This window comes from Rossellomorea aquimaris (assembly GCF_020171925.1).
Lineage (GTDB): Bacteria > Bacillota > Bacilli > Bacillales > Bacillaceae_B > Rossellomorea > Rossellomorea aquimaris_F.
In genome coordinates, this window is the sequence record NZ_JAIVAR010000003.1 from 29,958 (window position 1) to 55,659 (window position 25,702).

Annotated in this window: 24 protein-coding genes and 1 riboswitch; of the genes, 11 read left to right on the top strand and 13 right to left on the bottom strand. The window is 44.8% G+C overall.

From position 1 onward, the window contains the following. The first annotated feature begins 56 nt into the window (after positions 1–56). The 3 genes from LCM10_RS11555 (at position 57) to LCM10_RS11565 (ending at position 1,462) form a co-directional block, all read left to right on the top strand. Positions 57–968, top strand: a complete 912-nt coding sequence (locus LCM10_RS11555) for a TIGR01777 family oxidoreductase (RefSeq protein ID WP_224876434.1) — start codon at positions 57–59, stop codon at positions 966–968. A 62-nt stretch (positions 969–1,030) separates the two neighbouring features. Next, positions 1,031–1,156: a YfhE family protein gene (locus tag LCM10_RS11560; protein ID WP_224876435.1), complete on the top strand. Its 126-nt coding sequence runs from the start codon at positions 1,031–1,033 to the stop codon at positions 1,154–1,156. Between the two features lie 117 nt (positions 1,157–1,273). Further along, positions 1,274–1,462, top strand: a complete 189-nt coding sequence (locus LCM10_RS11565) for a YfhD family protein (RefSeq protein ID WP_032086296.1) — start codon at positions 1,274–1,276, stop codon at positions 1,460–1,462. A 95-nt stretch (positions 1,463–1,557) separates the two neighbouring features. Here LCM10_RS11565 and LCM10_RS11570 read toward each other — a convergent pair whose 3' ends face one another. Then, positions 1,558–2,061, bottom strand: a complete 504-nt coding sequence (locus tag LCM10_RS11570; protein ID WP_224876436.1) for a DoxX family protein — start codon at positions 2,059–2,061, stop codon at positions 1,558–1,560. Positions 2,062–2,447: 386 nt separating this feature from the next. Continuing rightward, positions 2,448–3,167, bottom strand: a complete 720-nt coding sequence (locus LCM10_RS11575) for a nucleotidyltransferase domain-containing protein (RefSeq protein WP_224876437.1) — start codon at positions 3,165–3,167, stop codon at positions 2,448–2,450. Positions 3,168–3,445: 278 nt separating this feature from the next. Between LCM10_RS11575 and LCM10_RS11580 the strand changes: the two genes are divergently transcribed. Next, the gene (locus LCM10_RS11580; RefSeq protein WP_224876438.1) at positions 3,446–5,059 is read left to right on the top strand and encodes an ABC1 kinase family protein; all 1,614 of its coding nucleotides are present in this window, start codon (positions 3,446–3,448) and stop codon (positions 5,057–5,059) included. 131 nt (positions 5,060–5,190) lie between these two features. On the opposite strand, the gene LCM10_RS11585 is transcribed toward LCM10_RS11580, so the two are convergent. Continuing rightward, positions 5,191–6,282: a diguanylate cyclase gene (locus LCM10_RS11585; protein WP_224876439.1), complete on the bottom strand. Its 1,092-nt coding sequence runs from the start codon at positions 6,280–6,282 to the stop codon at positions 5,191–5,193. Positions 6,283–6,370: 88 nt separating this feature from the next. After that, positions 6,371–6,694 (bottom strand): MGMT family protein, encoded by a 324-nt coding sequence (locus tag LCM10_RS11590; protein ID WP_224876440.1) that lies wholly within the window; start codon positions 6,692–6,694, stop codon positions 6,371–6,373. Between the two features lie 150 nt (positions 6,695–6,844). Between LCM10_RS11590 and LCM10_RS11595 the strand changes: the two genes are divergently transcribed. After that, positions 6,845–7,591: a Cof-type HAD-IIB family hydrolase gene (locus LCM10_RS11595; RefSeq protein WP_224876441.1), complete on the top strand. Its 747-nt coding sequence runs from the start codon at positions 6,845–6,847 to the stop codon at positions 7,589–7,591. A 122-nt stretch (positions 7,592–7,713) separates the two neighbouring features. Here LCM10_RS11595 and LCM10_RS11600 read toward each other — a convergent pair whose 3' ends face one another. Beyond that, entirely contained in the window at positions 7,714–9,852 is a 2,139-nt protein-coding gene (locus LCM10_RS11600; RefSeq protein WP_224876442.1) for an ATP-dependent Clp protease ATP-binding subunit, read from the bottom strand. Positions 9,853–10,191: 339 nt separating this feature from the next. Then, the gene (locus LCM10_RS11605) at positions 10,192–12,252 is read right to left on the bottom strand and encodes a catalase (RefSeq protein WP_224876443.1); all 2,061 of its coding nucleotides are present in this window, start codon (positions 12,250–12,252) and stop codon (positions 10,192–10,194) included. Between the two features lie 218 nt (positions 12,253–12,470). Here LCM10_RS11605 and LCM10_RS11610 point away from each other — a divergent pair, with 218 nt between their 5' ends. The 4 genes from LCM10_RS11610 (at position 12,471) to LCM10_RS11625 (ending at position 16,770) form a co-directional block, all read left to right on the top strand. Continuing rightward, positions 12,471–13,106 (top strand): DUF4004 family protein, encoded by a 636-nt coding sequence (locus LCM10_RS11610; protein ID WP_224876444.1) that lies wholly within the window; start codon positions 12,471–12,473, stop codon positions 13,104–13,106. Positions 13,107–13,123: 17 nt separating this feature from the next. Then, the gene (locus LCM10_RS11615; RefSeq protein WP_224876445.1) at positions 13,124–13,912 is read left to right on the top strand and encodes a polymer-forming cytoskeletal protein; all 789 of its coding nucleotides are present in this window, start codon (positions 13,124–13,126) and stop codon (positions 13,910–13,912) included. A gap of 178 nt (positions 13,913–14,090) precedes the next feature. After that, on the top strand, positions 14,091–15,395 hold the full coding sequence (locus LCM10_RS11620; RefSeq protein ID WP_224876446.1) for an ectonucleotide pyrophosphatase/phosphodiesterase: 1,305 nt from the start codon (positions 14,091–14,093) through the stop codon (positions 15,393–15,395). 100 nt (positions 15,396–15,495) lie between these two features. Continuing rightward, the gene (locus tag LCM10_RS11625) at positions 15,496–16,770 is read left to right on the top strand and encodes an MFS transporter (RefSeq protein ID WP_224876447.1); all 1,275 of its coding nucleotides are present in this window, start codon (positions 15,496–15,498) and stop codon (positions 16,768–16,770) included. Positions 16,771–16,814: 44 nt separating this feature from the next. On the opposite strand, the gene LCM10_RS11630 is transcribed toward LCM10_RS11625, so the two are convergent. The 5 genes from LCM10_RS11630 to LCM10_RS11650 all read right to left on the bottom strand — a co-directional run bounded on the left by LCM10_RS11630 (position 16,815) and on the right by LCM10_RS11650 (position 20,148). Then, entirely contained in the window at positions 16,815–17,450 is a 636-nt protein-coding gene (locus tag LCM10_RS11630) for an FMN-dependent NADH-azoreductase (protein ID WP_224876448.1), read from the bottom strand. Between the two features lie 136 nt (positions 17,451–17,586). Then, positions 17,587–17,739, bottom strand: coding sequence for a hypothetical protein (locus tag LCM10_RS11635; protein ID WP_224876449.1), 153 nt, complete (start codon positions 17,737–17,739; stop codon positions 17,587–17,589). A gap of 329 nt (positions 17,740–18,068) precedes the next feature. After that, positions 18,069–18,572 (bottom strand): ferritin, encoded by a 504-nt coding sequence (locus tag LCM10_RS11640; protein ID WP_224876952.1) that lies wholly within the window; start codon positions 18,570–18,572, stop codon positions 18,069–18,071. 84 nt (positions 18,573–18,656) lie between these two features. Beyond that, complete coding sequence (locus LCM10_RS11645) at positions 18,657–19,595, bottom strand: DMT family transporter (RefSeq protein WP_224876450.1); 939 nt, start codon at positions 19,593–19,595, stop codon at positions 18,657–18,659. A gap of 154 nt (positions 19,596–19,749) precedes the next feature. After that, positions 19,750–20,148: an ion channel gene (locus tag LCM10_RS11650; protein WP_224876451.1), complete on the bottom strand. Its 399-nt coding sequence runs from the start codon at positions 20,146–20,148 to the stop codon at positions 19,750–19,752. A gap of 238 nt (positions 20,149–20,386) precedes the next feature. On the opposite strand from LCM10_RS11650, the gene LCM10_RS11655 reads away from it, so the two are divergent. Both LCM10_RS11655 and LCM10_RS11660 read left to right on the top strand, forming a co-directional pair. Continuing rightward, positions 20,387–21,112, top strand: a complete 726-nt coding sequence (locus LCM10_RS11655) for a TerC family protein (protein ID WP_224876452.1) — start codon at positions 20,387–20,389, stop codon at positions 21,110–21,112. A 708-nt stretch (positions 21,113–21,820) separates the two neighbouring features. Next, positions 21,821–22,525: a DUF421 domain-containing protein gene (locus LCM10_RS11660; RefSeq protein ID WP_224876453.1), complete on the top strand. Its 705-nt coding sequence runs from the start codon at positions 21,821–21,823 to the stop codon at positions 22,523–22,525. A 111-nt stretch (positions 22,526–22,636) separates the two neighbouring features. Here the strand turns inward: LCM10_RS11660 and LCM10_RS11665 are convergent, their stop codons facing one another. Next, positions 22,637–23,605: an alpha/beta hydrolase gene (locus LCM10_RS11665; protein ID WP_224876454.1), complete on the bottom strand. Its 969-nt coding sequence runs from the start codon at positions 23,603–23,605 to the stop codon at positions 22,637–22,639. A gap of 309 nt (positions 23,606–23,914) precedes the next feature. After that, complete coding sequence (locus LCM10_RS11670; RefSeq protein ID WP_224876455.1) at positions 23,915–25,303, bottom strand: bifunctional metallophosphatase/5'-nucleotidase; 1,389 nt, start codon at positions 25,301–25,303, stop codon at positions 23,915–23,917. A 186-nt stretch (positions 25,304–25,489) separates the two neighbouring features. Next, a riboswitch (purine riboswitch) is annotated at positions 25,490–25,591 on the top strand. The last annotated feature ends 111 nt before the right edge of the window (positions 25,592–25,702 follow it).

Here is a 25,702-nt window from a genome sequence, read left to right on the forward strand (position 1 = left end):
AAAGGTTTTTAATTCGGTAAATAGGTAAAATAATAAGTAATACTGGAGGGATGACCATGAAGATAGCCATCACTGGAGGAACTGGATTTGTCGGGCAGGCGGTAACGGCTGAACTGCTTGCACATGGCCACGAGGTTATAATTCTTACTAGAAATCCGGATAAATACGATGATCAGTCAGGCATCAGTTACGTGAAATGGTTGACCGATGATGCTGATCCACTTGGGGAACTCCAAGGCACCGAGGTATTCATCAATCTTGCTGGTGAATCGATCAACAGCGGCAGATGGACGGATGAACGGAAGAAGCGCATCATCAACAGCAGGATCACATCAACACGCGAAGTCATCCACCTTATGAATAATCTACCTGATAAACCTTCTTGCCTTGTTAACGCAAGTGCCATCGGCTATTACCCTTCTTCAACTTCCAATACGTACACGGAGGCTTCTGAAGAAAAGGCCAGCGACTTCCTTGGGGAAACCGTACAGATTTGGGAGAAAGAAGCTTCGAAAGCTGATGATGCGGGCTTCCGGGTTGTGTACACCAGGTTTGGCATCATCCTGGGGGAAGAAGGCGGTGCGCTTCCCCGCATGGCCCTCCCCTATAAAATGTTCGTAGGCGGAACCGTTTTGCCTGGTGATCAATGGATGTCGTGGATCCACATTACGGATGTGGCAAAGTCGGTGCGATTCTCTGCCGAGCACGATTCGATCTCCGGCCCAGTCAATATCACTGCCCCTTCCCCGCTGAGGATGAAGGATTTCGGGATTGTTCTCGGGAAAGTATTGGGAAGGCCGCATTGGATGCCGGTGCCTCCTTTTGCTTTAAAGATCGCAATGGGCGAAATGAGCCAGCTCGTGTTGGAAGGTCAAAAAGTCCTGCCGAGCGTTCTATTGGAACACGGATTCCAATTTACGTACCCGGAACTTCAAGGTGCCCTGGAGAATATTTATCATTCAGAATAGGTATGACCCCTTCTTTAAAAGGTAAAAATGATAGTATCTTGAAAAGAAGGGATGTACATATAATGGATAATAAGCGTAAAAAGGACAAAGACAAATCGAATCTTTCAAGCATGCAGGAAATGACTTATTCAAAAGAGTTCAAAAGAGCTGACAGGGCTGCTGGGTTCAGTCCGAAGCGTCACACATAAACAAAAATTACCTTAGTAGGAATCCCCCGATTGACAAAGAATAAAGGTACAAGCTCACCGGATGAGTGGTGCTTGTACCTTTACTATTTTTAACCACATGAAAAGGGGATGTTCGTATTGGGCAGATCACGAGGTCATAAAAAACATGATAAAAACCAGAACAGCCTTCCTCAAACACCGGCCGCTTTAAAGTCAGACGGTGTTGATGAGGAGTTCTCAAGGGAACTTGCCGACCAGGCTGATATGGAAGCACAGGCTCGCGCAAACGCCGCGAACCAGCGTGCACGTGTGAAAAAGAACCAATAGCATCCCTCACGGTTAAGGAAATGGTCATGAGGAATTCAAAAAGAGCCACCCGGGATTTCAGTTCGGGTGGCTTTACATTATGGAGAATATCCGTATTAAACAATCAACGCTTTTTTATGATGATCATCTTTTTTCCTGTAAAGATTCCGTCTTAAAATAGGGATAATCCAATGATCTGCCCCCCAATAGTAAGCACCTCTGCCTAAGAAGAGAAGGACGAAGGCTACTGTAAGCAAGATCGGATTTGTGCTCACTGTTCCCGCCATCAAGAAGTTAAGGTTCATGAACGCCCCTGCAATCAAAGCCGGGATTGTCATTAATCCTGCGATCAAGCCGATCCCAACAAGCATCTCTCCCCACGGAATCATGAGGTTGAATAATTCGACGTTTGGTAAAGCAAATCCTTTTAGAAATGCAGCGTACCAGTTCTGTACCGCTGGATGTTCACCAGTTGCTTTCGCAATGGCCCCTTGTAAAAAACCGCTTGCATCAAATCCATCATTCACTTTATGCCATCCAGCCTCAAGCCACTTCATACCGAGCCATATTCTAACCACTGTCCAAGCTACACTGATCTTTTCATTCTCCCACCATTTCATGAGGGTTCATCTCCTTATCGTATATTGTGATACATTTCACAAATATAGATGAAGACAACGTGATCCATCTTCCTAATCGATGATCTCTTTTGTGAAATATTTCACATTTACTTTACACTCTTACTATACTCCTCCCCTATTGTTTACGCAATAGACATTGGCACAGTTCATAAAGCTGTCAATATTGGTCCTGCATCGTTCCTAAATCAAAAGAAGGCTTCTAATTCCCACCTCCAAGAAGCCTTCCAACGAAGCTATTTCAGTACCTGCTACAACACCATCCCGACAATTTCATCCACCCATTCCCCACGCTCTTCCACATCAATTTTCCTACACAGACGGGCATGCACTCTCTTAAATTCCGGCACAATGCGTTTCATCACGCCTTATATCTCCCTATGGTCACGACCAGCACACCAATCCGCCAAAAGCCGCTGCTCTTCACCACTAAACAAAGTCCTTTCCCCCTCATATTTCGACCACTCCTCGGGGGCATTCGGCTGCCGGTCATTCTCCATATCCCAGCCTGCAGCTATGCTCCACCTCAACATATCCAGTGAGTGGAGCGCATAATAAAGTTCCCCTCTTTCTGAACGTCTATATACCTCATGCAAATGAGCGAAAAATTTGCTTCTCCAATGTTCGAATTCACCTAAGCTGACTTTGTAATGAAGATCCTTTGATCGCTCTTTCACATCCTTGACGATGCCATAAGGATCATATTCAATACATGCCCCGTCCTTCATATAATGAGAGGGCTGTAAATCTTCCTTCATATAGTAGAAAGCATCCACCTTCACAAAGCTTTTATAATGGGCCACTGTATGTTTCGCCCATGGGAAATCCTCAAAGTAAAGGACGTCTCCCCATTTCTTTGCCCTCTCTTTCTTATTCTTCCTATACACGTCATAAGCATCATCCCTTACGACGATTCGTAAATCCAGATCCGAATAACGGTCGTGGTCCCCCTTGGCCAACGAACCACCATAATAAAATGCCAGTATGTTTTCGTCACTCCTCAAATCTTTCTTGATGGCTTCCTTTAATTTCTGCCGTTCACTGATTAATTGATGATCCCTTTCTTCATGCTTTGCCGTGAATCTCATGTTCTCTCACCCTATCCTTATTTTGATTGTGCACCACTTTTTCTATTTAGCTTTTGTTGTTGTTTTTCATATGATCCTGGTGATTACAAAACCCGACTTCGCTTACGCGGAAAGCGAGCATCCGGGGCGCAAATCAACCACTACTTGCTCCTTCTAAAGCAACAATGTTTATAAGCAAAATTTAATTTAACCTTACCACAAATTCCCTTTCTCTTTTACGCAATTTCAGATAATCTAAAGAAGAATGAGAAGTCATCGTCCACTGGGGGGCAGAATGTATGCAATCGCAGAAAAAGCTTTGGCGAATGTGGAAGGTCATTTCACTTGCCGTTTGGATTGTGTTTATGACCTATTGGTATAAATTAAGGGGAAAAACCGAATCCGAAAAGGATTTGCTGTGGGAGAGAATCGGGAAGGAATTCAAGAAGACGTTATTTGAACTAAACGGCGTGTTGATCAAAGTTGGACAATTGATGAGCATCCGTGAAGATGTGATGCCGAAGAGTTTTGTGGAACAGATCAAAGATTTGGTTGACCATGTCCCCCCTTCTCCATGGGAGGAGATCGAGAAGGTGCTCGAAACAGAATGGCGTTCCCCGGTAGATGGGAAGCTTCAAACATTGGAACGCGAGGCTGTCGCATCCGCTTCAATCGGGGAAGTATATAAAGGGATGCTTCCCGATGGGACTACGGTTGCCGTTAAAGTACAGCGCCCGGAAATACCGGACCTGGTAAAGACCGATTTCCGGTCACTTGGGATCATTTTATGGTTTGTCCGATATTTCGCACCGGTCCCGAAAGGATTCATCAATTTCAAAATGCTTTATCAGGAACTGAAACACGTCATTGAACAGGAACTAGACTTTCATCAAGAAATGAAGACGGCCATCTCGTTCAAAGAAAGATTCACTGATCACCCTGGTGTCAAAATACCGGACGTTTATCCTGAATTATGTACGGATAAAGTACTCGTCATGGAGTGGGTTGAAGGGGTTCGCCTGAATGACATCTCGGAGATTTCCCGCTTTGGGTTGGATAGGAAGGAACTTGGGAGAAGACTATTCCGCTTATTTTTGCCACAGTGGCTTGAAGCCGGAACCTTCCATGCGGATCCTCATGCCGGCAACATCCTCATCCAGCCCCATGGTGGGTTCGTGTTATTGGATTTCGGGATGGTCGGGGATATTTCCAAACGGGATTCGATGTATTTTCAACAGCTGCTTGAAGGCGTTCTGTTGAAAGACTATCGAAAAGCAGCAGAAGCACTAGCTGGATTAGGTTTCCTCCTGCCGGATGCAAATCTCAAATTAATCGAGAAGCTCTTGAAGGAAATGGTGTCCATCGACGTTGAGCAATTCAAACAAATGGATTTGATCACCGTCAAAAAAGAGATGAATGATCTCATCAAATCGTTACCCATTCAGGTCCCTACTCGTTTTATCTTTCTCGGAAGGTCTTTTGCAACCATAGAGGGCCTCGTTTATACATTATGCCCAGAGGAAGAGATGGTGGGTATGATGAAGCCGGCATTCCTCGATTGGGTAAAAACGACGGAACACAGCAAATGGCAGCTGCTTCTAAAATGGATCGGCTCTCAGCCTGTGTTTCAAGGTGTTCAAAAACTCCGTCAGTTGATCGATCTCCCAGAGAAAATGATCGAGCAAAATGATGAACATCAGAAGAATCAGTTTCATTTCAATCTGTATGAAAGCCAGAAACGATACGCATTTATCCTATTTATCGTCGGATTGCTTGCCACCATGTTCGGCTATCATGTTAGTTCCGATATGATTTGGAAAGGGAGTGCCGCCGTTTCGATCTTAGGGCTTGCAGGCTACTTCATCACCGGCATGAAACAGAAACGTTGGATGAATAAGGTGAACCATCGTTAGGTCAACGAAATGAAAAAAAACGAGGCCTCTAACAGAGATGCCTCGTTTTTCACTTTCGTACCACTCACAGCGACCCTTGACTACAAAATGCAACGTCTATTGAACGACCTGGGACGCTGAACATCTGACCTTCAATAAGAGCACTCCCAACTTGTACATACAATATTCCTTCCGCTTTGCTTGGCTTTGTATAAAGCCTCGTCTGCATCTTGAAACAAGGCTTCCTCTTTTCCCTCATCAGGATTGAAGGCTGATACGCCTACTGACACAGTCAGTTGTATTTTCCTTTGATCAGGCAATGTAAAGTTGAATTCGGATACAGCTTCCCTCACCCTCGTTGCAATATCCTTGGCTTGTCCGACCGTACATTTCGGGAGCAAGAGTGAGAATTCCTCCCCACCATTCCGGGATAGGATGTCCCCTGACCTCGTCAAGCCCTTTAACAAGCCCGCAAGTTGCTTCAACACTTCATCGCCTGCTGTATGCCCGTACGTATCATTGATTTGTTTGAAATGATCGACATCAATCAGACAGATGGCACATTCCACTTTTTCATCCATCGATTCTTTGATCATCCGATTATAATGCGTATCAAACGAGCGGACATTGTTGAGTCCAGTAAGAGCGTCCCTAAGTGCATTTTCTTTATATCGGTAATATCTTTCAGTGTTCTTTCTGATATAGTCGACAAAGTAGAAGGTCAAGTAACCTCCTATGATCGTACTCAACACATGGAACAATGCGTACTGTAGTACATCCCAATAGTTGTCAACGACAATATAAAGCGCAATCGAGAAAATCAGTTGACTGTAAAAGAGCAGGGCGGTCCACCGCTTCCAGGCTCCACCCTTCATGAACGTAACAATCAAACCAGCACCTAGCGCGATGACAAGCATCATGAAAAGGGCAATAAATGATGAAAAATTCACAGCGATGAGGAATCGTCCAACGATGATGACAACTGCGGATATGAACGCAGGCAGGAATCCCCCATAAAACGCGACAAGCACGACCGGGATATGCCTTAGATCTAGGATTGTCATTTCATTGACACCAATGCTGTAATGCATGAGGATAATCCCTAGAAAACCTGCCAATAGCCCATCGATGATCTTGATTTGAACGGGGGATGACATGGTCAGCCTATTCTTTCTGAACAGTTGATGCCAGACGAAAGTGAACGACATTAAGAGCGATATATTTACGACTAAATCACTAATCATACTGTATTCTTCCTCGCAATTGTTTTAATAGGTAAATTATACCTTAATACCCCATATGATTTCACCGTCTACGATCAATCATCCCCAACTATTCTTCTGAAGGGATTTCCGGTGTATATCGAAACTTCTCCAATTCGATTGTATTCCCTTTTGTAAATGTCACTCCTTCAGCTTCCAACATCTCTTTTTGAAGCTTGAATTGCTCATCATTTTTAAATCCGATCTCTCCCTTGCCGTTGATCACCCGGTGCCATGGAAGTTCGTATTTGCTGCTCATCGAGTGCAGGATCCTCACAACTTGCCTCGCCCCCCTCGGACTTCCCGCGTACTTCGCTATTTGACCATAAGTCATGACTGTACCAGTAGGGATAGATTGTATGATATGGATCGATTTTTCCGTAAAACTCTTCATGATCGGCTCCTTTATGATTCGATAGGTTTAGTCTTCCTGAATATAAGAGATAGTAATAGAAGGCTTGAAGATTTTCACAAAGCCTCTTTCCTACTCTATTTTACACTTTTATATTAAACTGTTGATGAGATAACGAAAGGACGTGATTGAATGACGATCAAATTGATTGCGCTTGACATGGATGGGACCCTTGTCAATCATGAAGGCGAAGTTTCACCAGAAAATGAAAGAGCCATACATCGTGCGAAGGAAAGAGGGATACATGTCGTATTGAGCACCGGCCGTTCTTTACGGACATGCCGTGATATATCCGATCAGCTCGGACGATCCTCCTATTTGATCACCGTCAATGGCGGTGAAATCTATGATCATGAATATAACCTTGTAGACAGCACCCCTTTGGATCGTGACCTGGTGAAGATGCTATGGACGATAAAAGAAGAACATGATGTCTACTTCTGGTCTTCCACCACTCAAGGACTTTTCAATTCCCGCAACCCTTTTGATAAGGAAATTGATGAGTATGATTGGTTGAAGTTCGGCTTTGATATTAAAGATGACGATGTCCGGAAAGTGATCATGGATGAATTGATAAAAAATGAAGCACTTGAAATCACTAATTCCAGTCCGACAAATATCGAAATCAATCCTGCGGGGGTCAACAAGGCTGCCGCACTGATAAAAGTATGCGATTGGCTCGATCTTTCAATGGAAGAAGTGATGGCTGTCGGCGACAGTATGAACGACATCGCCATGATCAGGGAATCAGGTTTCGGGGTCGCCATGGGGAATGCCCAGGAAGTAGTGAAAGAGGCTGCGGATTGGGTGACCGGCCTGCATACGGACCACGGAGTCGCTCAAGCGATAGAGCGTGTACTTTCTTCTGATGATCATTAAAGGGTAGTGCTTATGAACAAAGCAAAGGACTCCCCCGGAACCATTCCGGGGGAGTCCTTATTTAACGAGATTTTTTCTATGGTGCTTTCACAATCGTCCACAAAATGGCCTCAACCTGAGCCTTATGATTCTACCACAATCTCATCATTGACTAGTTTGACCGTCACTTCCTCAATGTGATCTTCCTCAAGCAACAGATCTGCAATTCCATCCTCCACTCTCTCCTGGATGACGCGGCGCAGCGGACGGGCCCCGAATTCAGGGTGATAACCCAATTCAACGAGCTTTTCTTTCGCTGCTTGTTCGATTGTCACGGAGATTCTTTGTTCAATCAAATCAGATTGCAGCTCTGATAGCATAAGGTCCAGAATTTGAAGAAGTTCTTCTTTTTCAAGCGATTGGAATTCAATGATGCTGTCGAAGCGATTCAGGAATTCAGGCTTGAAATATGCACCCAATGATTGCAGGATGTTTGTTTCCTTTACTGCATCGGTGCCGCCTGTATCGAATCCGACCACCGCCTCTTTTTTATCCGTTACGCCTGCATTGCTCGTCATGATGATGACGGTGTCCTTAAAACTCACGGTCCTGCCCTGACTATCCGTTAAGCGTCCATCTTCAAGGATTTGCAGGAACATGTGCTGTACATCGGGATGGGCTTTTTCAATCTCGTCCAAGAGAATGATGGAGTATGGATTTCTCCTTACTTTCTCCGTCAATTGACCAGACTCTTCATGCCCTACATAGCCCGGCGGTGAACCAATGAGTTTGGATACAGAGTGTTTTTCCATGTATTCACTCATGTCCAATCGCAGCATGCTCTCTTTTGATCCGAATAATTCTTCAGCAAGTGTCTTCGTTAACTCTGTTTTACCGACACCTGTCGGTCCGACGAATAAGAATGTACCGATCGGACGGTGTTTCGCCTTTAGGCCAGCCCGACTACGGCGGATGGCTTTGGCGACTTTCTTAACCGCTTCTGATTGACCGATCACTTTGTTGGCCAGGTTCATTTCCAGCTCTTTCATTCGCTTCTTGTCATCACGTTGAAGCTTCCCGACCGGTATGCCCGTCTTAGTTTCGATGATTGATTGGATCAGCTCCGGTTCGACTGCTGACTTTTTGGATGTACCATCTTGCAGTTGCTTTTCAATTCTCGCTTCTTGATCGCGGAGCTTCGCAGCTTCCTCGTAGCGCTCATCCCTTGTTGCTTTTTCTTTCATTGCCTTCAACTCATTCAATTTCTTTTGAAGAGCTGATGCATCTTCACCCTCCGATTGCAAGTTCACTTTTGACCCTGCTTCATCCATCAAGTCGATGGCTTTATCTGGGAGGAAACGATCCTGAATATAACGATGAGACAACTTCACACACGCCTCAATCGTCTCATCAGAGAAGGTCACGCCATGATAATTCTCGTATTTGTCACGAAGCCCTTTAAGGATTTCAATTGTTTGTTGTAACGTCGGCTCATTCACCATTACCGGCTGGAAGCGACGTTCAAGGGCAGCATCCTTCTCGATTTGGCGATACTCCTTCAATGTAGTGGCACCAATCACCTGAAGTTCGCCGCGTGCCAATGCTGGCTTTAAAATATTCCCTGCATCCATTGATCCTTCTGCTGATCCCGCTCCGACCAATTGATGGATTTCATCAATGAATAACATGACATTCTTGCGCTTCTGTAGCTCGCTGATGATCGCTTTCAGGCGCTCTTCGAACGAACCCCTGACTCCAGTACCTGCTGTCAATGACGCGACGTCCATCACGTATACTTCTTTATTCACCAGTTTGGAAGGCACTTCGCCTGCCACGATTTTTAGGGCTAGGCCTTCTGCTATTGCCGTTTTCCCGACACCAGGTTCACCGATGAGGACCGGATTATTTTTATTGCGGCGGTTCAGGATTTCGATGACACGTTCGACTTCCTTGTCTCTTCCGATGACGGGATCGATCAGTCCTGCTTTTGCAGCAGAAGTGACGTTTCTTCCAAATTGGTCAAGGATTCCGTTACCACCATCACCTGCCGTTTCAGTTTCTGGCGCCCCTTGCTTGGCTCGGAAGGCATCCGGCTGGGTGGCACCCATATTCATCCCTTTGAACAATTCATCAAAAGGAAAACCTCCGTTTATTCCAGAAGGCATTTTAGATTGCTGCTTTTGGAAACAATCAGTACACATATGCATTTTGCTTTGATGTTGATTCACTCTTTTGTACACTTCAACCGTTGCCTGATTTTGCTGGCATACTTGACATTTCATGCAGTATTACCTCCTATATGGTTATCATTTTTTATCGTTAAAAGTTAGTGAGAATATGATAGGATTTAAAGGTCAGTTTGACTTTGACTTTCTTTGACCTTATACACATAGTATAATTTGACCTTCTTTGACTTTCAAGGCTTTTGCTTATGGAAATGGTATCCAGTAGTTGCGTTATGTATTACATAAAAAAAGCTGGCTAATTAAATGGCCAGCTTCCCTCTATTTAGTACCAAAGATCACATTCATCATAATCGTATGACTTTTCCGTTCGTTAATGTTTGAACCACTTCAACTTTCAGATTTCCGTAAAAACAGCGCCTGTTTTTTCAGAAGGCTTTATACCAAATCACGTTCCCAATGACGGTGTGCTGCGATTGCTTCGATGAATTCACTCGTGAACGATTCCATGTTCGTACCAATCACCACACCTGGACTCTCTTTCCTGCCTACCTTTTCAAGGATCGAAGTCCCTTCATGGGTAAACCCAATCGGCTTGTAGTGCGAGAAGGATTCTTGAACAAAGAAGGATGCATCTTGTATGAATTTCTTATCCATCTCTTCTCCCCCCACAATATAGAGGCTGTCGAACAGGACGGAATCGCAAGTCAGGAAGGTATGATCCACTTCAAGTTTCACACCTTCCGTTCCTGATAGCTCCCCTAATTTACTGCTTATGATTTCAGGTTGAAGACCTTCTACTGTTAGATCATCTAGGACTGCTGACACTTGTTTACCATTGAATCCGCTGCTCATGATGACCCCTACCTTGCGAGTACGGGGTGTCTTGACTGTGTGTTGCTGACTTAGCGCCGGGGATGACTTGGTCACTTTCGATCCAGGTCCTTCGGGAACACGGGCTCCGATGGCTTCTGCAAATCCTTGTGCAAGCTCCAGGTTCACATGGGCGAACATATCAACCACCTGCTGTTGAACCGATTTACTCTTGACCTTGCCGAGTTCAAAGCTGAAAGCATTGATGATATGCTCTCTCTCCGGCTGACTCATGCTGTTCCAGAACAAAGTCGCTTGAGAGAAATGATCCTTGAAGCTTTCACTTCTAGCCCGGACTTTACGACCTTCCATCTTCTCCTGATAGTGGGTATAACCGCCTTCTTCGATTCTTGCAGGAGAAGGGGTGTCATCCGCAAGTGAATTACGATGGTAACTAACCTGTCCCTTATTGATTGTATGGCGTCCATAACCATCCCGCTGATTGTTATGGAAAGGACAGACGGGGCGGTTGATCGGCAGTTCATGGAAGTTGGGGCCACCCAAGCGGATCAGTTGAGTATCGGTATAAGAGAATAATCTTCCCTGTAATAATGGGTCATTCGAAAAATCAATGCCGGGTACGACGGATCCAGGATGGAAAGCCGCCTGTTCCGTCTCCGCAAACACGTTATCCACATTCCGGTTCAATGTCATTTTACCAATGATCTTCACCGTTACTTCTTCTTCCGGCCAAAGCTTCGTTGGATCGAGAAGATCAAAATCAAAGTTAAATTCATCTTCTTCCTTGATCATTTGAACGCCAAGTTCGTATTCCGGGAAATCGCCATTCTCAATCGATTCGTATAAGTCGCGGCGATGAAAATCCGGATCTTTACCATTGATTTTTTGTGCTTCATCCCAGACAAGTGAGTGCGTACCTAGGACCGGTTTCCAGTGGAATTTGACGAAGTGTGCTTGTCCATCACCGTTTACAAATTTGAACGTATGGACACCGAATCCTTCCATCATGCGCAAGCTTCTCGGTATGGCCCGGTCAGACATTGCCCACATGACCATATGGGCGGATTCCTGGTTGTTCGCGACGAAGTCCCAGAACGTATCATGCGCAGTGGCTGCCTGGGGCATCTCATTATGAGGCTCGGGCTTCACTGCGTGGATGAGATCAGGGAATTTAATGGCATCCTGAATGAAGAAAACCGGAATATTATTTCCTACCAAATCGTAATTCCCTTCTTCCGTGTAGAATTTCGTCGCGAATCCTCGTGCGTCACGGACGGTTTCTGCCGACCCCCTGCTTCCAGCCACTGTCGAGAATCGGACGAACACCGGTGTCTTCTTAGCGGGATCTTGTAAAAACGCTGCTTTTGTATAAGGCTCCATAGACTCATACACTTCGAATTCACCATGGGCCGCGAATCCCCTGGCATGGACAATGCGCTCCGGAATCCGCTCATGATCGAAATGGGTCATCTTCTCACGGAAATGAAAATCTTCCATCAAAGTCGGCCCACGTTCGCCTGCTTTCAATGAAAACTCATCCTCGGATACCTTCAGTCCCTGATTGGTCGTCAGGTGTTTTCCGCTATCATCCACACGGTATTCTTCAAGCTGCTCATCCTTCGTCTTGCCGTTCACGTTCATGCCGATTTTCTTCTCATTACCCATCTTTTCAACCCTTTCTTTTGCTATGTAAAATGCTCTGGTGGTTCTATACCCTTGCGCTTTGTCGATAAACATATTTTGGATATCCATTTAAGAAGTGGAACGACACGTTTTCTGAAAAAAATGGAAGAATTCATTTACAAGCGTAACATTGTTCTGCTATAGTACTACTATAGTAACGTAACAATGTTTTGTTATGGTGAAATCGAGGTGAACTGACGTTGGAACATGATTTGATATCCAAAAAGGAAGTGTTGGAACTGACGGGCATCTCTTACGGTCAGCTCTATCGCTGGAAGCGTAAGAACATCATTCCGGAAGAATGGTTCATCAAGAAGTCCAGCTTCACTGGCCAGGAAACCTTTTTTCCAAGAGAGAAAATGCTTGCGAGAATTGAAAAAGTGAAAGAACTCAAGGATACTCACTCATTGGACGAATTATCCGACTTCTTCTCACCGAATCCGTCCAAGATCGAAATCACGCTGGAATCATTGCCTGTGAAGGGGTTCTTGCAATCCGATACCATTTCATTCTGCTCCCCTCTTCTGAGTGATACAGAAGCGGTTGATTTTCCGGACATTTTGAATATGTTCATTCTTGAAAAAGTGTGGACCACAGTGACGTGTGAGAAAGAACGCAAGGGACTTTTCCTCTTTTTACAGGAAGATTTCAATCCCTTTGAAAGCGCTTCTTACGAACTAAGGGGTCTGAAGAAAAAAGGGACGATCATATGGCTTTTATGTCCCTTGGAGTCCCCTACCATCATTGAACGGACAGCAGAAACGATTGTAAGGCTTGATCTGCTCCAAATGTTTGAAGAACTAAAAATCACTCTGACAAGTGAAACAAACTTTTAACCAAGGAGGAATGTATCATGAATACAACAGAAAAAAAGTTGCATGACCTGAAAATCAGTGGATCTGGCACGTTCGGCGGTGGTGAATTCAATACGGTGAAAATCAGCGGCTCCGGTACGATCCAAGGGAACGTTTCTTGCAAGGACCTTAAAATATCCGGTTCTGGAAAAATTGAAGGAGATGTCACTTCCGATGAGTTCAAAACGAGTGGATCATCAAAGATCAAAGGGAATATTCATACAAAGGAGATTGGCATCAGCGGAAGCACAACCATCGATGGTTCGATCACTGCCTTGGAAATGACCGTAAGCGGAGCAAGCAAAGTCGGCAAGGATCTCACATGCAAGAAGTTCAAATCAAGTGGGTCCACGAAAATCGGAGGCAAGCTTCAAGGTGGGCTGATTAAATCGAGCGGCTCCCTCCAGGTAGAAAATGATTGTGAAGTCGAAACCTTCACCTCGAAGGGATCCGTCAAAATCAACGGGCTGTTAAGCGCGGATAAAGTGGAAATTCATATCGGCCACGATTCTTTCATCAAGGAAATTGGTGGTGAAACAATCGAAGTGAGGAACGAACATTCCACGAAACTGCTCAAGCAGGTGATGAACTTTTTCATGCAGCGTAGTGATCATTTGAAGACAGAATTGATCGAGGGGGACGAAATTCTTTTGGAAAACACAAAAGCTAAGCTTGTTAGAGGGAAGAATGTCATCATCGGGGAGAACTGTGAGATTGAAACCGTCGAGTACTCAGGCATCTGTGATGTCAAAGACGGAGGCAAGGTCGAAAGAAAAGTAAAAAACTAAGAATCGTATCATTGATCACGCATCAGTAAAGGCCAAGGTACGTCCCTCATCGCTTTAAAGCGATGAGGGACGTACCTTTCTTTTGTGTCCTGTTTAAAGAAAGGATATTTTAATTCTGAATGTTTTGTTATATTAATAGGTATATAGTACAAACTCATTATGTTTGATGGAGGACCATATGACGCGTCTTACCGATCACCTCATCGTCATATCTTTTGACTGCTTATCGTCACTTGACTACCCACTGCTAAAGGAACTGCCCCACTTCAAGGAACTTCTGTCCAACGGATCTTTCTGCACAAATGTCGAAACCATCTATCCATCCGTCACTTACCCTTGCCATGCCACGATCGTGACCGGAAATTACCCGAACCGCCATGGCATCATCAACAACACATTCCTGCAGCCGGGAAGGGAGTCCCCCGACTGGTACTGGCACCGCCGGCATGTGAAGGGGACCACTTTATATGATGAAGCACGAAAGGCTGGTTTAAAGACAGCTGCGCTATTATGGCCCGTCACCGCGAAGGCAGGCATTGATTATAATATGCCTGAAATCTTCGCGAACCGCTGGTGGCATCACCAGGTCATGGTTTCCTTGTTCAACGGGACACCACTCTATCAATTGAAGATGAACAAACGCTTCGGTCATATCCGGAAGGGCTTAGAGCAACCAGCACTTGATGACTTTGTCCTTCAATCAACGGTTGCGACAATCAAGGAGAAGAGGCCCCACCTGCTGCTCGTTCATTTTACAGACCTTGATACGCAAAGACACTATCACGGCTTCTCTTCAGAAGAGGCAAAGGACTCAATCCGCCGTCATGATGAGAGGCTCGGAAAGATCATCGCTGCGCTGAAGGAAGCCGGGATTCATGAACGATCCACGGTCGTTGCACTCGGTGACCACAGCGCACTTGATGAAACGAAGGCCATCCAACTCAATGTCTTGTTAAAAGATGAAGGGTTCATCAGCCTTGATCAAAGGGGAAGGATTAAAGATTGGAAAGCCTATTGTAAAGGATGTGACGGCTCCGCTTATGTTTATGTAAAAGATCAAGTGGCTGCAAGGGAAGTCGAACACCTGCTTCGCCAAGTACAAGAAAATCCATCATATGGAATCGAAAGAATACTCACCGGTGAGGAAGCGGGCGAATCAGGTGCCGATCCTACGTGTGCCTTTATGCTAGAAGCGAAACGGGGCTACTATTTCAAGGATTCCCTTTCAGGTGATCTCATCCATACGATCACGGAAGAAGACGTCAGGAATAAGCGTTATACATGGGGATCCCATGGCTATTCACCAAGAAAAGAAGGTTACACAACCATCTTCATGGCAAAGGGTAAAGGGATTGTCGGCAATAAGGAAGTAGAAGCGATGCACCTTGTAGATGAAGGCCCCCTTTTCGCTAAACTACTCGGTCTGGACTTAGGGGCTACGGACGGTAGTGTTCCTGAGGGACTTATTGATGCTCGGATATGATGTTGCAAGAATTGTTTTTTTCTCATACACCCGCGGCTTTACGCTTTTGTTTTTTGAATCAACACAGTAATGAAATACTGACCCTGAGGGGGAATTCTAAATGAAGCGATTCACGAAGGAAGAAAGCAGCTGGATTTTTTATGACTGGGCCAATTCAGCGTATTCGATCATCATTTCTACGGCGGTCTTCCCGCTATTTTATAAGGCTGCTGCCACGAATGCCGGAATCAGTCCCTCTGACTCCACCGCCTATCTTGGATATACGGTTGCCATCGCTACCTTTATCCTTGCCATGTTGAGTCCCATATTAGGCACCATTGCCGATTACCAAGGATATAAGAAAAAGTTTTTCACTTTCTTCTTTGCGCTCGGTGTCACTTTTACGGCCTTTCTTGCATTCGTACCTAGTGATCAATGGCTTTTATTACTTGTTTTCTACACGGTCGCAGCCATCGGTTCAGCAGGCTCCAATGTTTTCTATGATGCCTTTCTTACGGATGTCACCACGGAAGAGCGAATGAACAAGGTGTCTGCCAGAGGATTCGGATTCGGTTATATCGGAAGTACGATTCCTTTTATCATCAGTATCGCGATTATCATGCTCGCACAAAGTGGCACACTTCCGTTTTCGACCACTATAGCCAGTAAGATCGCCTTCTTGATCACCGCTATCTGGTGGGGGGTCTTTTCAATCCCACTCATCAAGAATGTTCATCAGCGATATTTCATCGAAAGGGATCAGAGCCCCATTGCAAACAGCTTTAAGCGATTGGGCAAAACCATGAAAGAAATCAGGCGTTACCGTGCACTTTTCTTATTTCTTCTTGCGTACTTTTTCTATATTGATGGAGTTGGCACGATCATCACCATGTCCACCGCTTACGGAACGGACCTTGGAATCACGGCTACCAATCTCTTAATCATTCTGTTTGTGACTCAAGTGGTCGCGGGACCTTTCGCCATTTTATACGGAAGGCTTTCTGAACGATTTACAGGAAAGAAAATGCTTTATGTAGGGATCGTGGTCTATATCATTGTCTGCATCTATGCCTATTTCCTTGAGACGACAATGGATTTCTGGATTCTCGCAATGTTGGTCGCTTCCTCTCAAGGAGGCATCCAGGCCCTCAGCCGAGCATACTTCGCAAAATTGATCCCGAAGAAAAACGCGAATGAATTCTTTGGTTTTTATAATATCTTTGGTAAATTCGCTTCCATACTGGGTCCCCTTCTAGTCGGTGTGACTGCCCAGGTCACTGGAGATTCATCAAGCGGGGTATTCAGTTTGGTTATCCTGTTCATCATCGGGATTGTCATCCTCGCTTTCGTACCGGAACCAAAAGCCGAAGAAACGTCGAAAACAGCCATATTATAAAGAAAAAACCTGGTTTCATATTACTGAAACCAGGTTTTCTTTCATTAAAAAGTATGGGCGAGGTCCTTTGCCCTATTAATCGCATCTTTCTTAATTTCATCTGCCTTGTCCGGCATGGCGGCATGCCCTTCGACAAATAACCCTTGAAATGACGGCACGCCGAAGAATTGCATGATGATTTCAAGATAACGGTGCCCCATTTCCATGCTGGCTGCAGGTCCTTCTGAATATACCCCACCCCTCGCTTGAATATGTAGTGCCTTTTTATCCGTCAGCAATCCCACCGGTCCTTCAGCCGTATATTTAAAGCTTTTCCCTGCGACCGCCACTGCATCGATATAAGCCTTCATCAGTGGAGGGAATGAGAAGTTCCAGAATGGAGTGACAAACACATATTTGTCGCCGGCAATGAATTGATCGGACAGTTCATTTAAGCGCTGGACCTTCTGTTGTTCTTCTTGCGAGAGGTCTTCAAACCCTTTCCCGGATTGCAGTTTCCCCCAGCCACTGAACACATCTGCGTCAATATGTGGGATATGTTCATTGTATAAATCGATATGGACGATTTCGTGGTCAGGATTCACATCTTTATATGTGTCCATGAATGCTTTTGCCACAGCCATGCTGTACGACATCGTTTCGTCATGTGGATGTGCGGTGATGTATAATACTTTTGTCATATAGACCCCTGCCTTTTATCATTTTTTCCGTCTTATTCATTTTGCGAAAAAAAGCACATTCTATACCCGAAACAAGCAACCTTCCATCCCTCAGCTAAAGATTTTCATAAAAAAAATGCTGTCAATATTGACAGCATCACTCCTCCGATTCTTCCGCGGCAACCGCTTGAAAAGGATTTCCCGATATACTCTTTCTCATCTCTTCAGTTAATTCAAATGGCTCTATTCCGCTTGTTGATCCACTTGCGTTATGTTGGCTCCCATCAAAGTGAAATGGTTTTCCTTCCATCACTGAACACCTCCATTGTCATATACGTATAATGTGTTCCCCGTCCCCAAATTATATTCTAAAGACTACAACGGCAGTATCATGGTTATGTACAGAGGACGTTGTCACCCGCTTCACCATTTCCAAAGACCCAAATCATTTTCAGTACACTTCGGATAAAGGGAGGTGATTGGCAAAAAAAGATGACTTTTCCACTATAACACAGTCACTTATATAATTCTTTACACCTACGGGAAATCCCTTCTCTTTTTTTACTATCAGATTCAATCATGGACATTTCTCACAAAAAAACACCCGCCCATGAATGAGACAGGTGCTACTGTTGGTGTTCATCCCCCCGCTGCAGGGGCAACATTCCGTTGACCAAGCTCTTGATCGAGGACGAGGATGGCAGCCTGGTTATCACCTGCAATCGTCAATCGATCGACAATCGTTTGAGCCTGGGCTTCTTCATCAATTTGTTCCCTTAGAAAGTCCTGGATGATCAAGGCTGTCTGAGGATCCTCCTGAAGGGCATAATTGTACGCCTGACGGTATGAATCCGTAACGAATTGTTCATGCTTCAACACTTTCTTGAACGTTTCAAGAGGCGTACCGAATTGGTTCGGCTGGGCGGGAAGTTCCTGTATTGCCACGGTGCCTCCCTTATCCGTTACATAGTCGATCAGCTTAAGCATATGAGTGCGTTCTTCATCCGATTGAAGTCTGAGCCATTTAGCCATCCCGGTATAATTCTGATTGGCCATATAGGCGGACATCGCCAAATACAACGTAGTGGATACATGCTCAATTTGGATTAAATTATTGACTAGCTTCTGAAGTTGATCATTCAGCATGGTGCTCCCCCCCACTGTTAGTTACTACCTTCTAACCTATTTAACAGAGCGGGAAATTATTCCTTCTGTGATGTTCCCACGTTAAAGATGATGATTTCTGTGCTTGTTAAGGAAGCGCTCCTGTTTTCTTCTGATCACCATTTCTTCTAACGTACCAGATCCGCATACAACCCCTAGGACGATGAACACAAGACCCACTAAGTGATAAGGGGTGATGCTTTCGCCTAAAAATACAGAAGCACCAATCAAAGAGAAAAATGTATTCAAGTTCAGGAAGATGGACGTCTCGGCTGCACCCAATTTTCCGATTGATTGATTGTATAGCATATGCCCCAGTGCCGTCGCAAGCATGGCTGAAGCAAAGAAAAGAATCCAGATTCCTGGAGAAGCATTGCCAAGATGGTCAAGCCCCCCGGGTTCTTTAACAAGACCAATGAAGAACAAGATCACTGAACCGAATACGAGCATATATCCCGTCAATAAGCGTGGATCCAGGGTTTTAGCGGCCTTGCTGATAATGATGAAGCTCAGCGCCTGGGAGAAGATGGAGATGAAGACCATGGCATCCCCCATGTTCAGTGTCGCCAGGCCATTTCCTCCCGATAAAACAATGATGGAGACACCGGCCCCTCCGAGCAAGAAGCCGATCACCTTGATGACGGTCGGCCGGTTCCTTAGGAGGATGGAAGCGAGCATTGCCGTCAGCAAAGGCCCGGTTCCCAGTATGAGCCCCCCATTTGTAGAAGATGTATGTGTCAGTCCAACAGATAGGAAGTAGTGATGGCTCACCACATTGAGCAGCCCGCCACCAATGATGTAGATGCCCTCCCTTCTGGTAGGCTTCCTCACAATCCTCATAAATCCCAAAATGATGAAGACCGTCACCCCGGCAGTGAATATACGCAGGGATGTGATGGTCACCGGGGTGAACGCCGTGACCAGGGTTTTCAAAGCAGGGACATTGAACCCCCATATCATCATCACGAACACCAATACAATATAAGTTTGCCATTTTTTCAATTCTCTCAAGACCTTTTCCAGTAAATTCAGCAGCTACCTGCTTTTATTCATCTCATCATAACACCCCTCTACCTTCTTTACTACGGTCAATTCATGATGAAGGTACGTCCCTCACTGCTTTAAAGCAGTGAGGGACGTACCTTCGCCTTCTTGTCTATTTTTCATTTTTTGAATTCAGTACTCTCATGAAATAGGCTGATGGGAGAAGGAGACCGATCGATGCTTCGACGAGGGCGAAGAATCGGAGGTTGCCGACCGGAAGATAGTCTCCATATCCAACCGATAGGATGGTCACCCCACTGAAGTATAAATAATTTGAGAAACTGTGCGGGACCTCCTGCCCATCCGGCAAGCTGTATCTCAAGACGACCCCATTGGTCCCCAACCCATAATAAAGGACAGCAAATGCAATGGTCACGGCCATCAGGACAAAGAATAATTTATAGAACATCCCCGTGCTGAAATAGCTGTATTTGAATTCTTTATTCCTAAAGAAGTAGATCAAATTGACAAGGATGAACAAGACGGCTCCAAATATGAGTAGATTTCCCAACCTAGAATGATCCCCCTTCCTTTATCATGATTTCTTTTACTATAACCGCTCCGAATAGGACTAAAACAATCGCCTCCCATCATCTATCGCTTTCACATGATTAAAGAATCACTTTCAGGAGGTTCCTGCCATTTCTTGCAAACTTCCTTTTTTCGTTCAGCTTTTGTGTTAAAATGAGTAAGTTATGTTTTTATATCAATGATTACTTAATGATTACTAGATAGAAGGAGGAACCAAGATGGATTTATTTTTTCCACTGGGACTTGCCATATCTTCAGGTGCTGTCATTGCTCTGTTAAAGATCATTGCGATTGATATCATACTGTCGGGGGATAACGCAATCGTCATCGCCATGGCTACAAGAAGTTTGCCAAAAGAGCTTCAAAATAAGGCGATTTTCTGGGGAACGGCAGGTGCCGTCATTTTACGAGTTTTATTCGCTGCAATCATCGTCTATCTGTTGCAGATTCCATATGTCCATTTAATAGGAGGCTTACTTCTTCTGTGGATCGCTTATAACGTTCTGGTAGAAGAAGGAGACGACGCGAATATCAAAGCCCATACAGGATTGGGTAAAGCCATCACGACAATCATCATTGCAGATGCAGCCATGAGCCTTGATAATGTCGTGGCTGTTGCAGGGGCCGCTCATGGACACATCGGCATGATTGCGCTTGGGGTCTTCATTTCCATCCCCATCATGATATTCGGATCAAAAGCGATCGTAAAGGCCCTCGAAAAGTATCGCTGGATCGCTTATCTCGGTGCAGGGATCCTCGCCTACACAGCAGGGGAAATGATTGTTGGCGACCATCGATTCCTTGAATTATTGAATATCGAGCACGGGCCTGTCACCTACGCTATTACGATTGGACTCACCGTCGCCATCTTGTTGATCGGATACATGGCAAATCGGAAGTCTGGCAACAAAGAAGAAGAAAGAGTGCGTCAAGCAAACTATTGATATTATGAGATGAGGCTGGGGCAAAAGTGTTTCAGCTTAAGTAAAACCCGAACTAATTTGTCTGTCGAAGGACAAATTAGTTCGGGTTTTTAACTATTTCTATAACTGTACGATTAGATTTCACATCTATCTAGCGGTTGATTGGAGTGCAAGACGAAGACTCCTGCGGGAAGAGTAGCTTATGAGAAAAGCGGAAGGGCTTTGAAGAGAGGCCTGCAGCTAGACATGTGAGACCCCGCAGGAGGCTCACAGGCTACCCGCGGAAAGCGAAGTCTTGCACGGAAATCATTAGCGGTATTAAGAGACTACACTCAACTTGTTCGGCTTTATGTAGTAGTTTTTTAGTTTTGTCCCCCACCCTCATCTTTTTCCTGTCACTTATCTAAAAGAAGGGTAATCTGAAACTCGACCACTTGACTAGTTCGAGACCAACATCTATCAATTCCCACTTAACAGGTGTCGCTGTTGAAGGATAGTGTTGTCTTTATCCGTTTCCCATCTGTTATTTGGAGTGCAAGACGAGACTGATGCGGGAGTAGCGAATCAGGTGTGACTTGTCTGGCTGCGGGGCTTACCAACCGCCAGCAGAAAGCGAAATCTTCAGGGGGGATCAACCGTGGTGTTTAACAGAACGTACTAATTAAAATCATGAAATCTATTTCATTGGAAAGACTAATTCGTAGTCTCGATATTTAAGGTGGGGATGATTTGGATTTTTTCAATAGCCAAGAATCATTGACAGCTATCCAATGGATTTTGAGGGCTGTCGTTGGCTTTTTCTTTTTAGTGATCGTAGCTAAAGTGATGGGACAACGATCTATCTCTCAATTACGATTCCTTGATTTTGTTATGGCACTGCTCTTGGGGAATATCATGGCTCACCCATTGTCCGATGAAGAGTTGGGGTTAAAGGGATCCATGATTACGATGAGTACCTTGGTCAGCTTATACCTTATTGGAGTATACATCAGCTTGAAGTTTACCTCCATCAAGAAATTTCTGGACCCCTCCCCCATTCCACTTATACAGGATGGGACTATCAATTTTCATAACTTGAAGAAAGCAAGAATACCACTGGACAGTCTTTTATCAGAATTAAGAAAGCAGCAGACGGAGGAAGTCGATCAGGTAGCCCTAGCCCTATGGGAACCCGGTGGAGAAATCTCCATTTTTCACAAGCCGGAGCATCAGCCGGTCACAATGAAGGATTACGCTCCTTCTCACACCCCCTTCGACCTGCCAGTTCCAATCATTGAAGAAGGAAAAATCAATAATCGAGAACTGCAGCATATAAATAAAGACGAAACCTGGTTGAATCAACAACTTAAGCTTTCCTATGACACTTCGGTTCATGACGTGTTGCTGGCTACCATCGATAAGCAGGAAAAGATAAAAGTGTACTTATACAAATAAAACCCTCCCCACATGTGGAGAGGGTTTTACGATTATTTTGATTTCAGTTGTTCAATTAACACAAGGTGATTACATCTTCATTTTCTCAGTGTAGTTAACGAGTTAGACCTTTCAATTCGCTGTCATCGCTTCCTGGATGAACCCCATCAACCTCCGCTTATACTCCTCATCATCCTCAAGGAAACCTTGTGTGTGCCCGACATCTGGGATGATCCATAGCTCTTTCATTCCCGATGCGTTTTCATACAGACGCTGGGCCATTTCAGGTGGGACGAGTTCATCCTTGTCACCATGGATGATGAAAAGTGGCAGGTCATGATCCTTCTTCTTTACTTGGTTCAGTGCCGAAGCTTCCTCGAATGAAAATCCTGCCCTCTTTTCAGTGACCAGGCTTGTGATATCGATCAATGGGAAAGATGGCAGGTTGTATAGATGCTTAAGCTGATGAGCGAGCTCCTCCTTCACTGACGTGTACCCACTGTCAGCAATGATCCCTTTTACTTCATGGGGAAGCTCGTCGCCGCTTGCCATCAGGACAGTCGAGGCACCCATTGAGAAACCGTGCAGGAAGATGGTCTTTTCCTTTTTCTCTCTGATAAGATAGTCGATCCATTTCCTTATATCCTGTCGATCATCCCAACCCATGCCGATATAGTCCCCTTCACTTTTACCATGTCCCCGTGCATCCGGCTTTAATATGTCATATCCTTTTTCATAATAAAATTTTGTCACTTCGGGCAATTGTTCGTTATTCCCTTTATAGCCGTGAGTCAATATGACGGTCTTTCCATTCGACGCATCATTTTTGAGGTAAAGGGCACTCAGTTTCAAGCCGTCATCACTGTGGATTTCCACTTCTTCGAAATCCTGTTGCCCAGTCCAGCTTGTGAGTTCCTGCAATCGTTTCTGCTCCTCTTCAAGTGCACTGACCGCTTTGACCGCTTCCTCTGTGCCATACAGCTTGATGCCTTCATCACTTCTATTTAGAGCAACGTTATATATATAATTTCCGGCTCCGATCAGGATCACCACTGTTATTATGAGTAGCCAGCATAGTGTAACACCGATGCGTTTGATCATATAGGTATCTCCTCTACTATTGTTCTTGTAGTTCTCTAAATGGATACCCCGGGTTCACATACTGGAAACCTGTCAGTTTGAGGAAAAGGCTGAATGAAAAGAAAAGCACTCAGGAAACCTGAGCGCTTTTTCGTGAACCTATTATTTTTCCTCTAATTCTTTTAACCGTTTTTCAAGCTTTCCTGCAATCGATAAGGCACTGATCTCGGACCCCGAGTGAACCGACTGCAATCGAAAATGCAAAAATCACTCCAGTATCCAAGTGTGCTCATCCTTTCTGTGACGTTTCTTTATATGAACATTGTCACGTTAAATAATCACATCAGCACGTACTTTCCACCGGTTGACAGCAGCCTGTTTGACGGAATCGCTTCTCCTGGCATAAATCCTGATGACGTCCTTGATTTCTTCAGCAAGATAGTTCTCATTTCGGTTGTTGGCCAGGGACGGATATCCCGATCCTCTTTGGAGATAATCGGATGATGCGGCTTTATACCACCGATCTTCATCGAGAAGTTCCCCTCCGATTAATACCTCGAGGACCCTTTTACCATCATGGACGACCTCCGCCCCGGATACATGAAGACTTCCTACGAATCTCCCCCTGAACCCCGGACCCCTCCCTTCATTGAGACATACTCCGGCATCCAGCGATTGCTCGAATGCTTCCCTAATATACTTACCTTGGATTTCAAATGAAGTTGGATTCAACGGAGAAGGACAAACTTCAATCAGCTTCTTATTCGAGATGTACCCGAACACTCCTGCATTCGCAATCCCACCGTTCATCAGGCCAATCTCACAACCCAGCATATCCTTCACGCCGTCTGCGATTAAGTTCGTAAGGGGATTTTCCTCGACGACATCATGCCATAGCGGTTCCTCAATTGAATAGAGAGGTTCACTTAGCACTTCGATCGCTTTTTCTTTATTTTTAGCTAAAATGGATAGGACTCCCTCATCCCGTTGAGCATCTTTCGTACCGATATTTTGTGAATGAAGTAATTCAATGCCGTCTTCGTTCACGTCTATTTCAATGACGCCCACATATTCCCCGTAACAGCCGGCACTGTTCATGATCGTGTTGTTCACCACTTTGCTATGAGGATAAAGCTTGTGGTCATGTGCAGAAAGGATGATGTCGACCCCTTTCAGTTCCCCCACAAGCTCATCGTCTACAAACGTGCCCAGATGATTGAGGAGAATGCAAAGATCATAGTTCCCTTGCTGGATTTCAAGCTCTTTCATGATCGCGGATTTGTAATCTGTCATATGTACGCCCAAACCGTCACTGAAATCCTGCATATCGGGAGAAGCACCCGTAATGAGGATTCGGAGACCCTTCTTCTCTAGGATGGTACTTGAACATACGCCATCAATTCTGGTTCTGTCCCTTTTCAGTAGATTATTACTGATGAAAGGCACCCCACTATTCGATGCCATATATTCAAGTGTATCGACCCCATTGAACATTTCATTGTTTCCAATGGTCAAGGCAGCATAACCAGCATACTCCAGCAGTTCGATGGCCGCCATCCCCCTGGTTCCCTGCAATTCAATACTTTTAAAGTCTGCAAAATCCCCTCCATCCAAGATCAACGTGTCCTCATCCCCATATTCCTTGATGATGGATACCGCGCGGGAGAATGCGTCAAAGTGACTATGCAGATCGTTCGTGTGAATGATGTTCAGTTTCATAATTTACCTCCGTGACTCTTCTTTTATTCAGAAAACTCTATATATTAATAGTATATGAAATCATCATGGAGTAAAGGATTTTTTTGGAAGATCCGACTGTACAACGCGGTGATCTCTTTATTTACAACGGATTTAAGATTGACAGCCATGAATCAAAACGTTTAGAATGTTATCTACTATTCAACTTAAAACACATATCGTATCACTCGTATAATCTTGGAAATATGGTCCATAAGTTTCTACCAAACTACCGTAAATGGTTTGACTACGAGAGGGATCTTCAGCCGTGTAATCGTCCACAGCTGTCCTCTATGATGTCAAACCCTTGGTAACAAGGGTTTTTTATTTTTCTTGATTATCAGGGAACAATAGGACAATCGCTTCCAATGGCCATATTCG

What these genes read in the sequence shown, in the direction of transcription:
- LCM10_RS11590 (WP_224876440.1), bottom strand. Translation starts at nt 6,694, where the DNA reads ATGAAGAGTTTTACGGAAAAATCGATCCATATCATACAATCTATCCCT.
- LCM10_RS11615 (WP_224876445.1), top strand. Translation starts at nt 13,124, where the DNA reads ATGAATACAACAGAAAAAAAGTTGCATGACCTGAAAATCAGTGGATCT.
- LCM10_RS11585 (WP_224876439.1), bottom strand. Translation starts at nt 6,282, where the DNA reads ATGATTAGTGATTTAGTCGTAAATATATCGCTCTTAATGTCGTTCACT.
- LCM10_RS11595 (WP_224876441.1), top strand. Translation starts at nt 6,845, where the DNA reads ATGACGATCAAATTGATTGCGCTTGACATGGATGGGACCCTTGTCAAT.
- LCM10_RS11560 (WP_224876435.1), top strand. Translation starts at nt 1,031, where the DNA reads ATGGATAATAAGCGTAAAAAGGACAAAGACAAATCGAATCTTTCAAGC.
- LCM10_RS11570 (WP_224876436.1), bottom strand. Translation starts at nt 2,061, where the DNA reads ATGAAATGGTGGGAGAATGAAAAGATCAGTGTAGCTTGGACAGTGGTT.
- LCM10_RS11605 (WP_224876443.1), bottom strand. Translation starts at nt 12,252, where the DNA reads ATGGGTAATGAGAAGAAAATCGGCATGAACGTGAACGGCAAGACGAAG.
- LCM10_RS11670 (WP_224876455.1), bottom strand. Translation starts at nt 25,303, where the DNA reads ATGAAACTGAACATCATTCACACGAACGATCTGCATAGTCACTTTGAC.
- LCM10_RS11635 (WP_224876449.1), bottom strand. Translation starts at nt 17,739, where the DNA reads ATGGAAGGAAAACCATTTCACTTTGATGGGAGCCAACATAACGCAAGT.
- LCM10_RS11655 (WP_224876452.1), top strand. Translation starts at nt 20,387, where the DNA reads ATGGATTTATTTTTTCCACTGGGACTTGCCATATCTTCAGGTGCTGTC.
- LCM10_RS11665 (WP_224876454.1), bottom strand. Translation starts at nt 23,605, where the DNA reads ATGATCAAACGCATCGGTGTTACACTATGCTGGCTACTCATAATAACA.
- LCM10_RS11630 (WP_224876448.1), bottom strand. Translation starts at nt 17,450, where the DNA reads ATGACAAAAGTATTATACATCACCGCACATCCACATGACGAAACGATG.
- LCM10_RS11600 (WP_224876442.1), bottom strand. Translation starts at nt 9,852, where the DNA reads ATGAAATGTCAAGTATGCCAGCAAAATCAGGCAACGGTTGAAGTGTAC.
- LCM10_RS11575 (WP_224876437.1), bottom strand. Translation starts at nt 3,167, where the DNA reads ATGAGATTCACGGCAAAGCATGAAGAAAGGGATCATCAATTAATCAGT.
- LCM10_RS11555 (WP_224876434.1), top strand. Translation starts at nt 57, where the DNA reads ATGAAGATAGCCATCACTGGAGGAACTGGATTTGTCGGGCAGGCGGTA.
- LCM10_RS11580 (WP_224876438.1), top strand. Translation starts at nt 3,446, where the DNA reads ATGCAATCGCAGAAAAAGCTTTGGCGAATGTGGAAGGTCATTTCACTT.
- LCM10_RS11625 (WP_224876447.1), top strand. Translation starts at nt 15,496, where the DNA reads ATGAAGCGATTCACGAAGGAAGAAAGCAGCTGGATTTTTTATGACTGG.
- LCM10_RS11620 (WP_224876446.1), top strand. Translation starts at nt 14,091, where the DNA reads ATGACGCGTCTTACCGATCACCTCATCGTCATATCTTTTGACTGCTTA.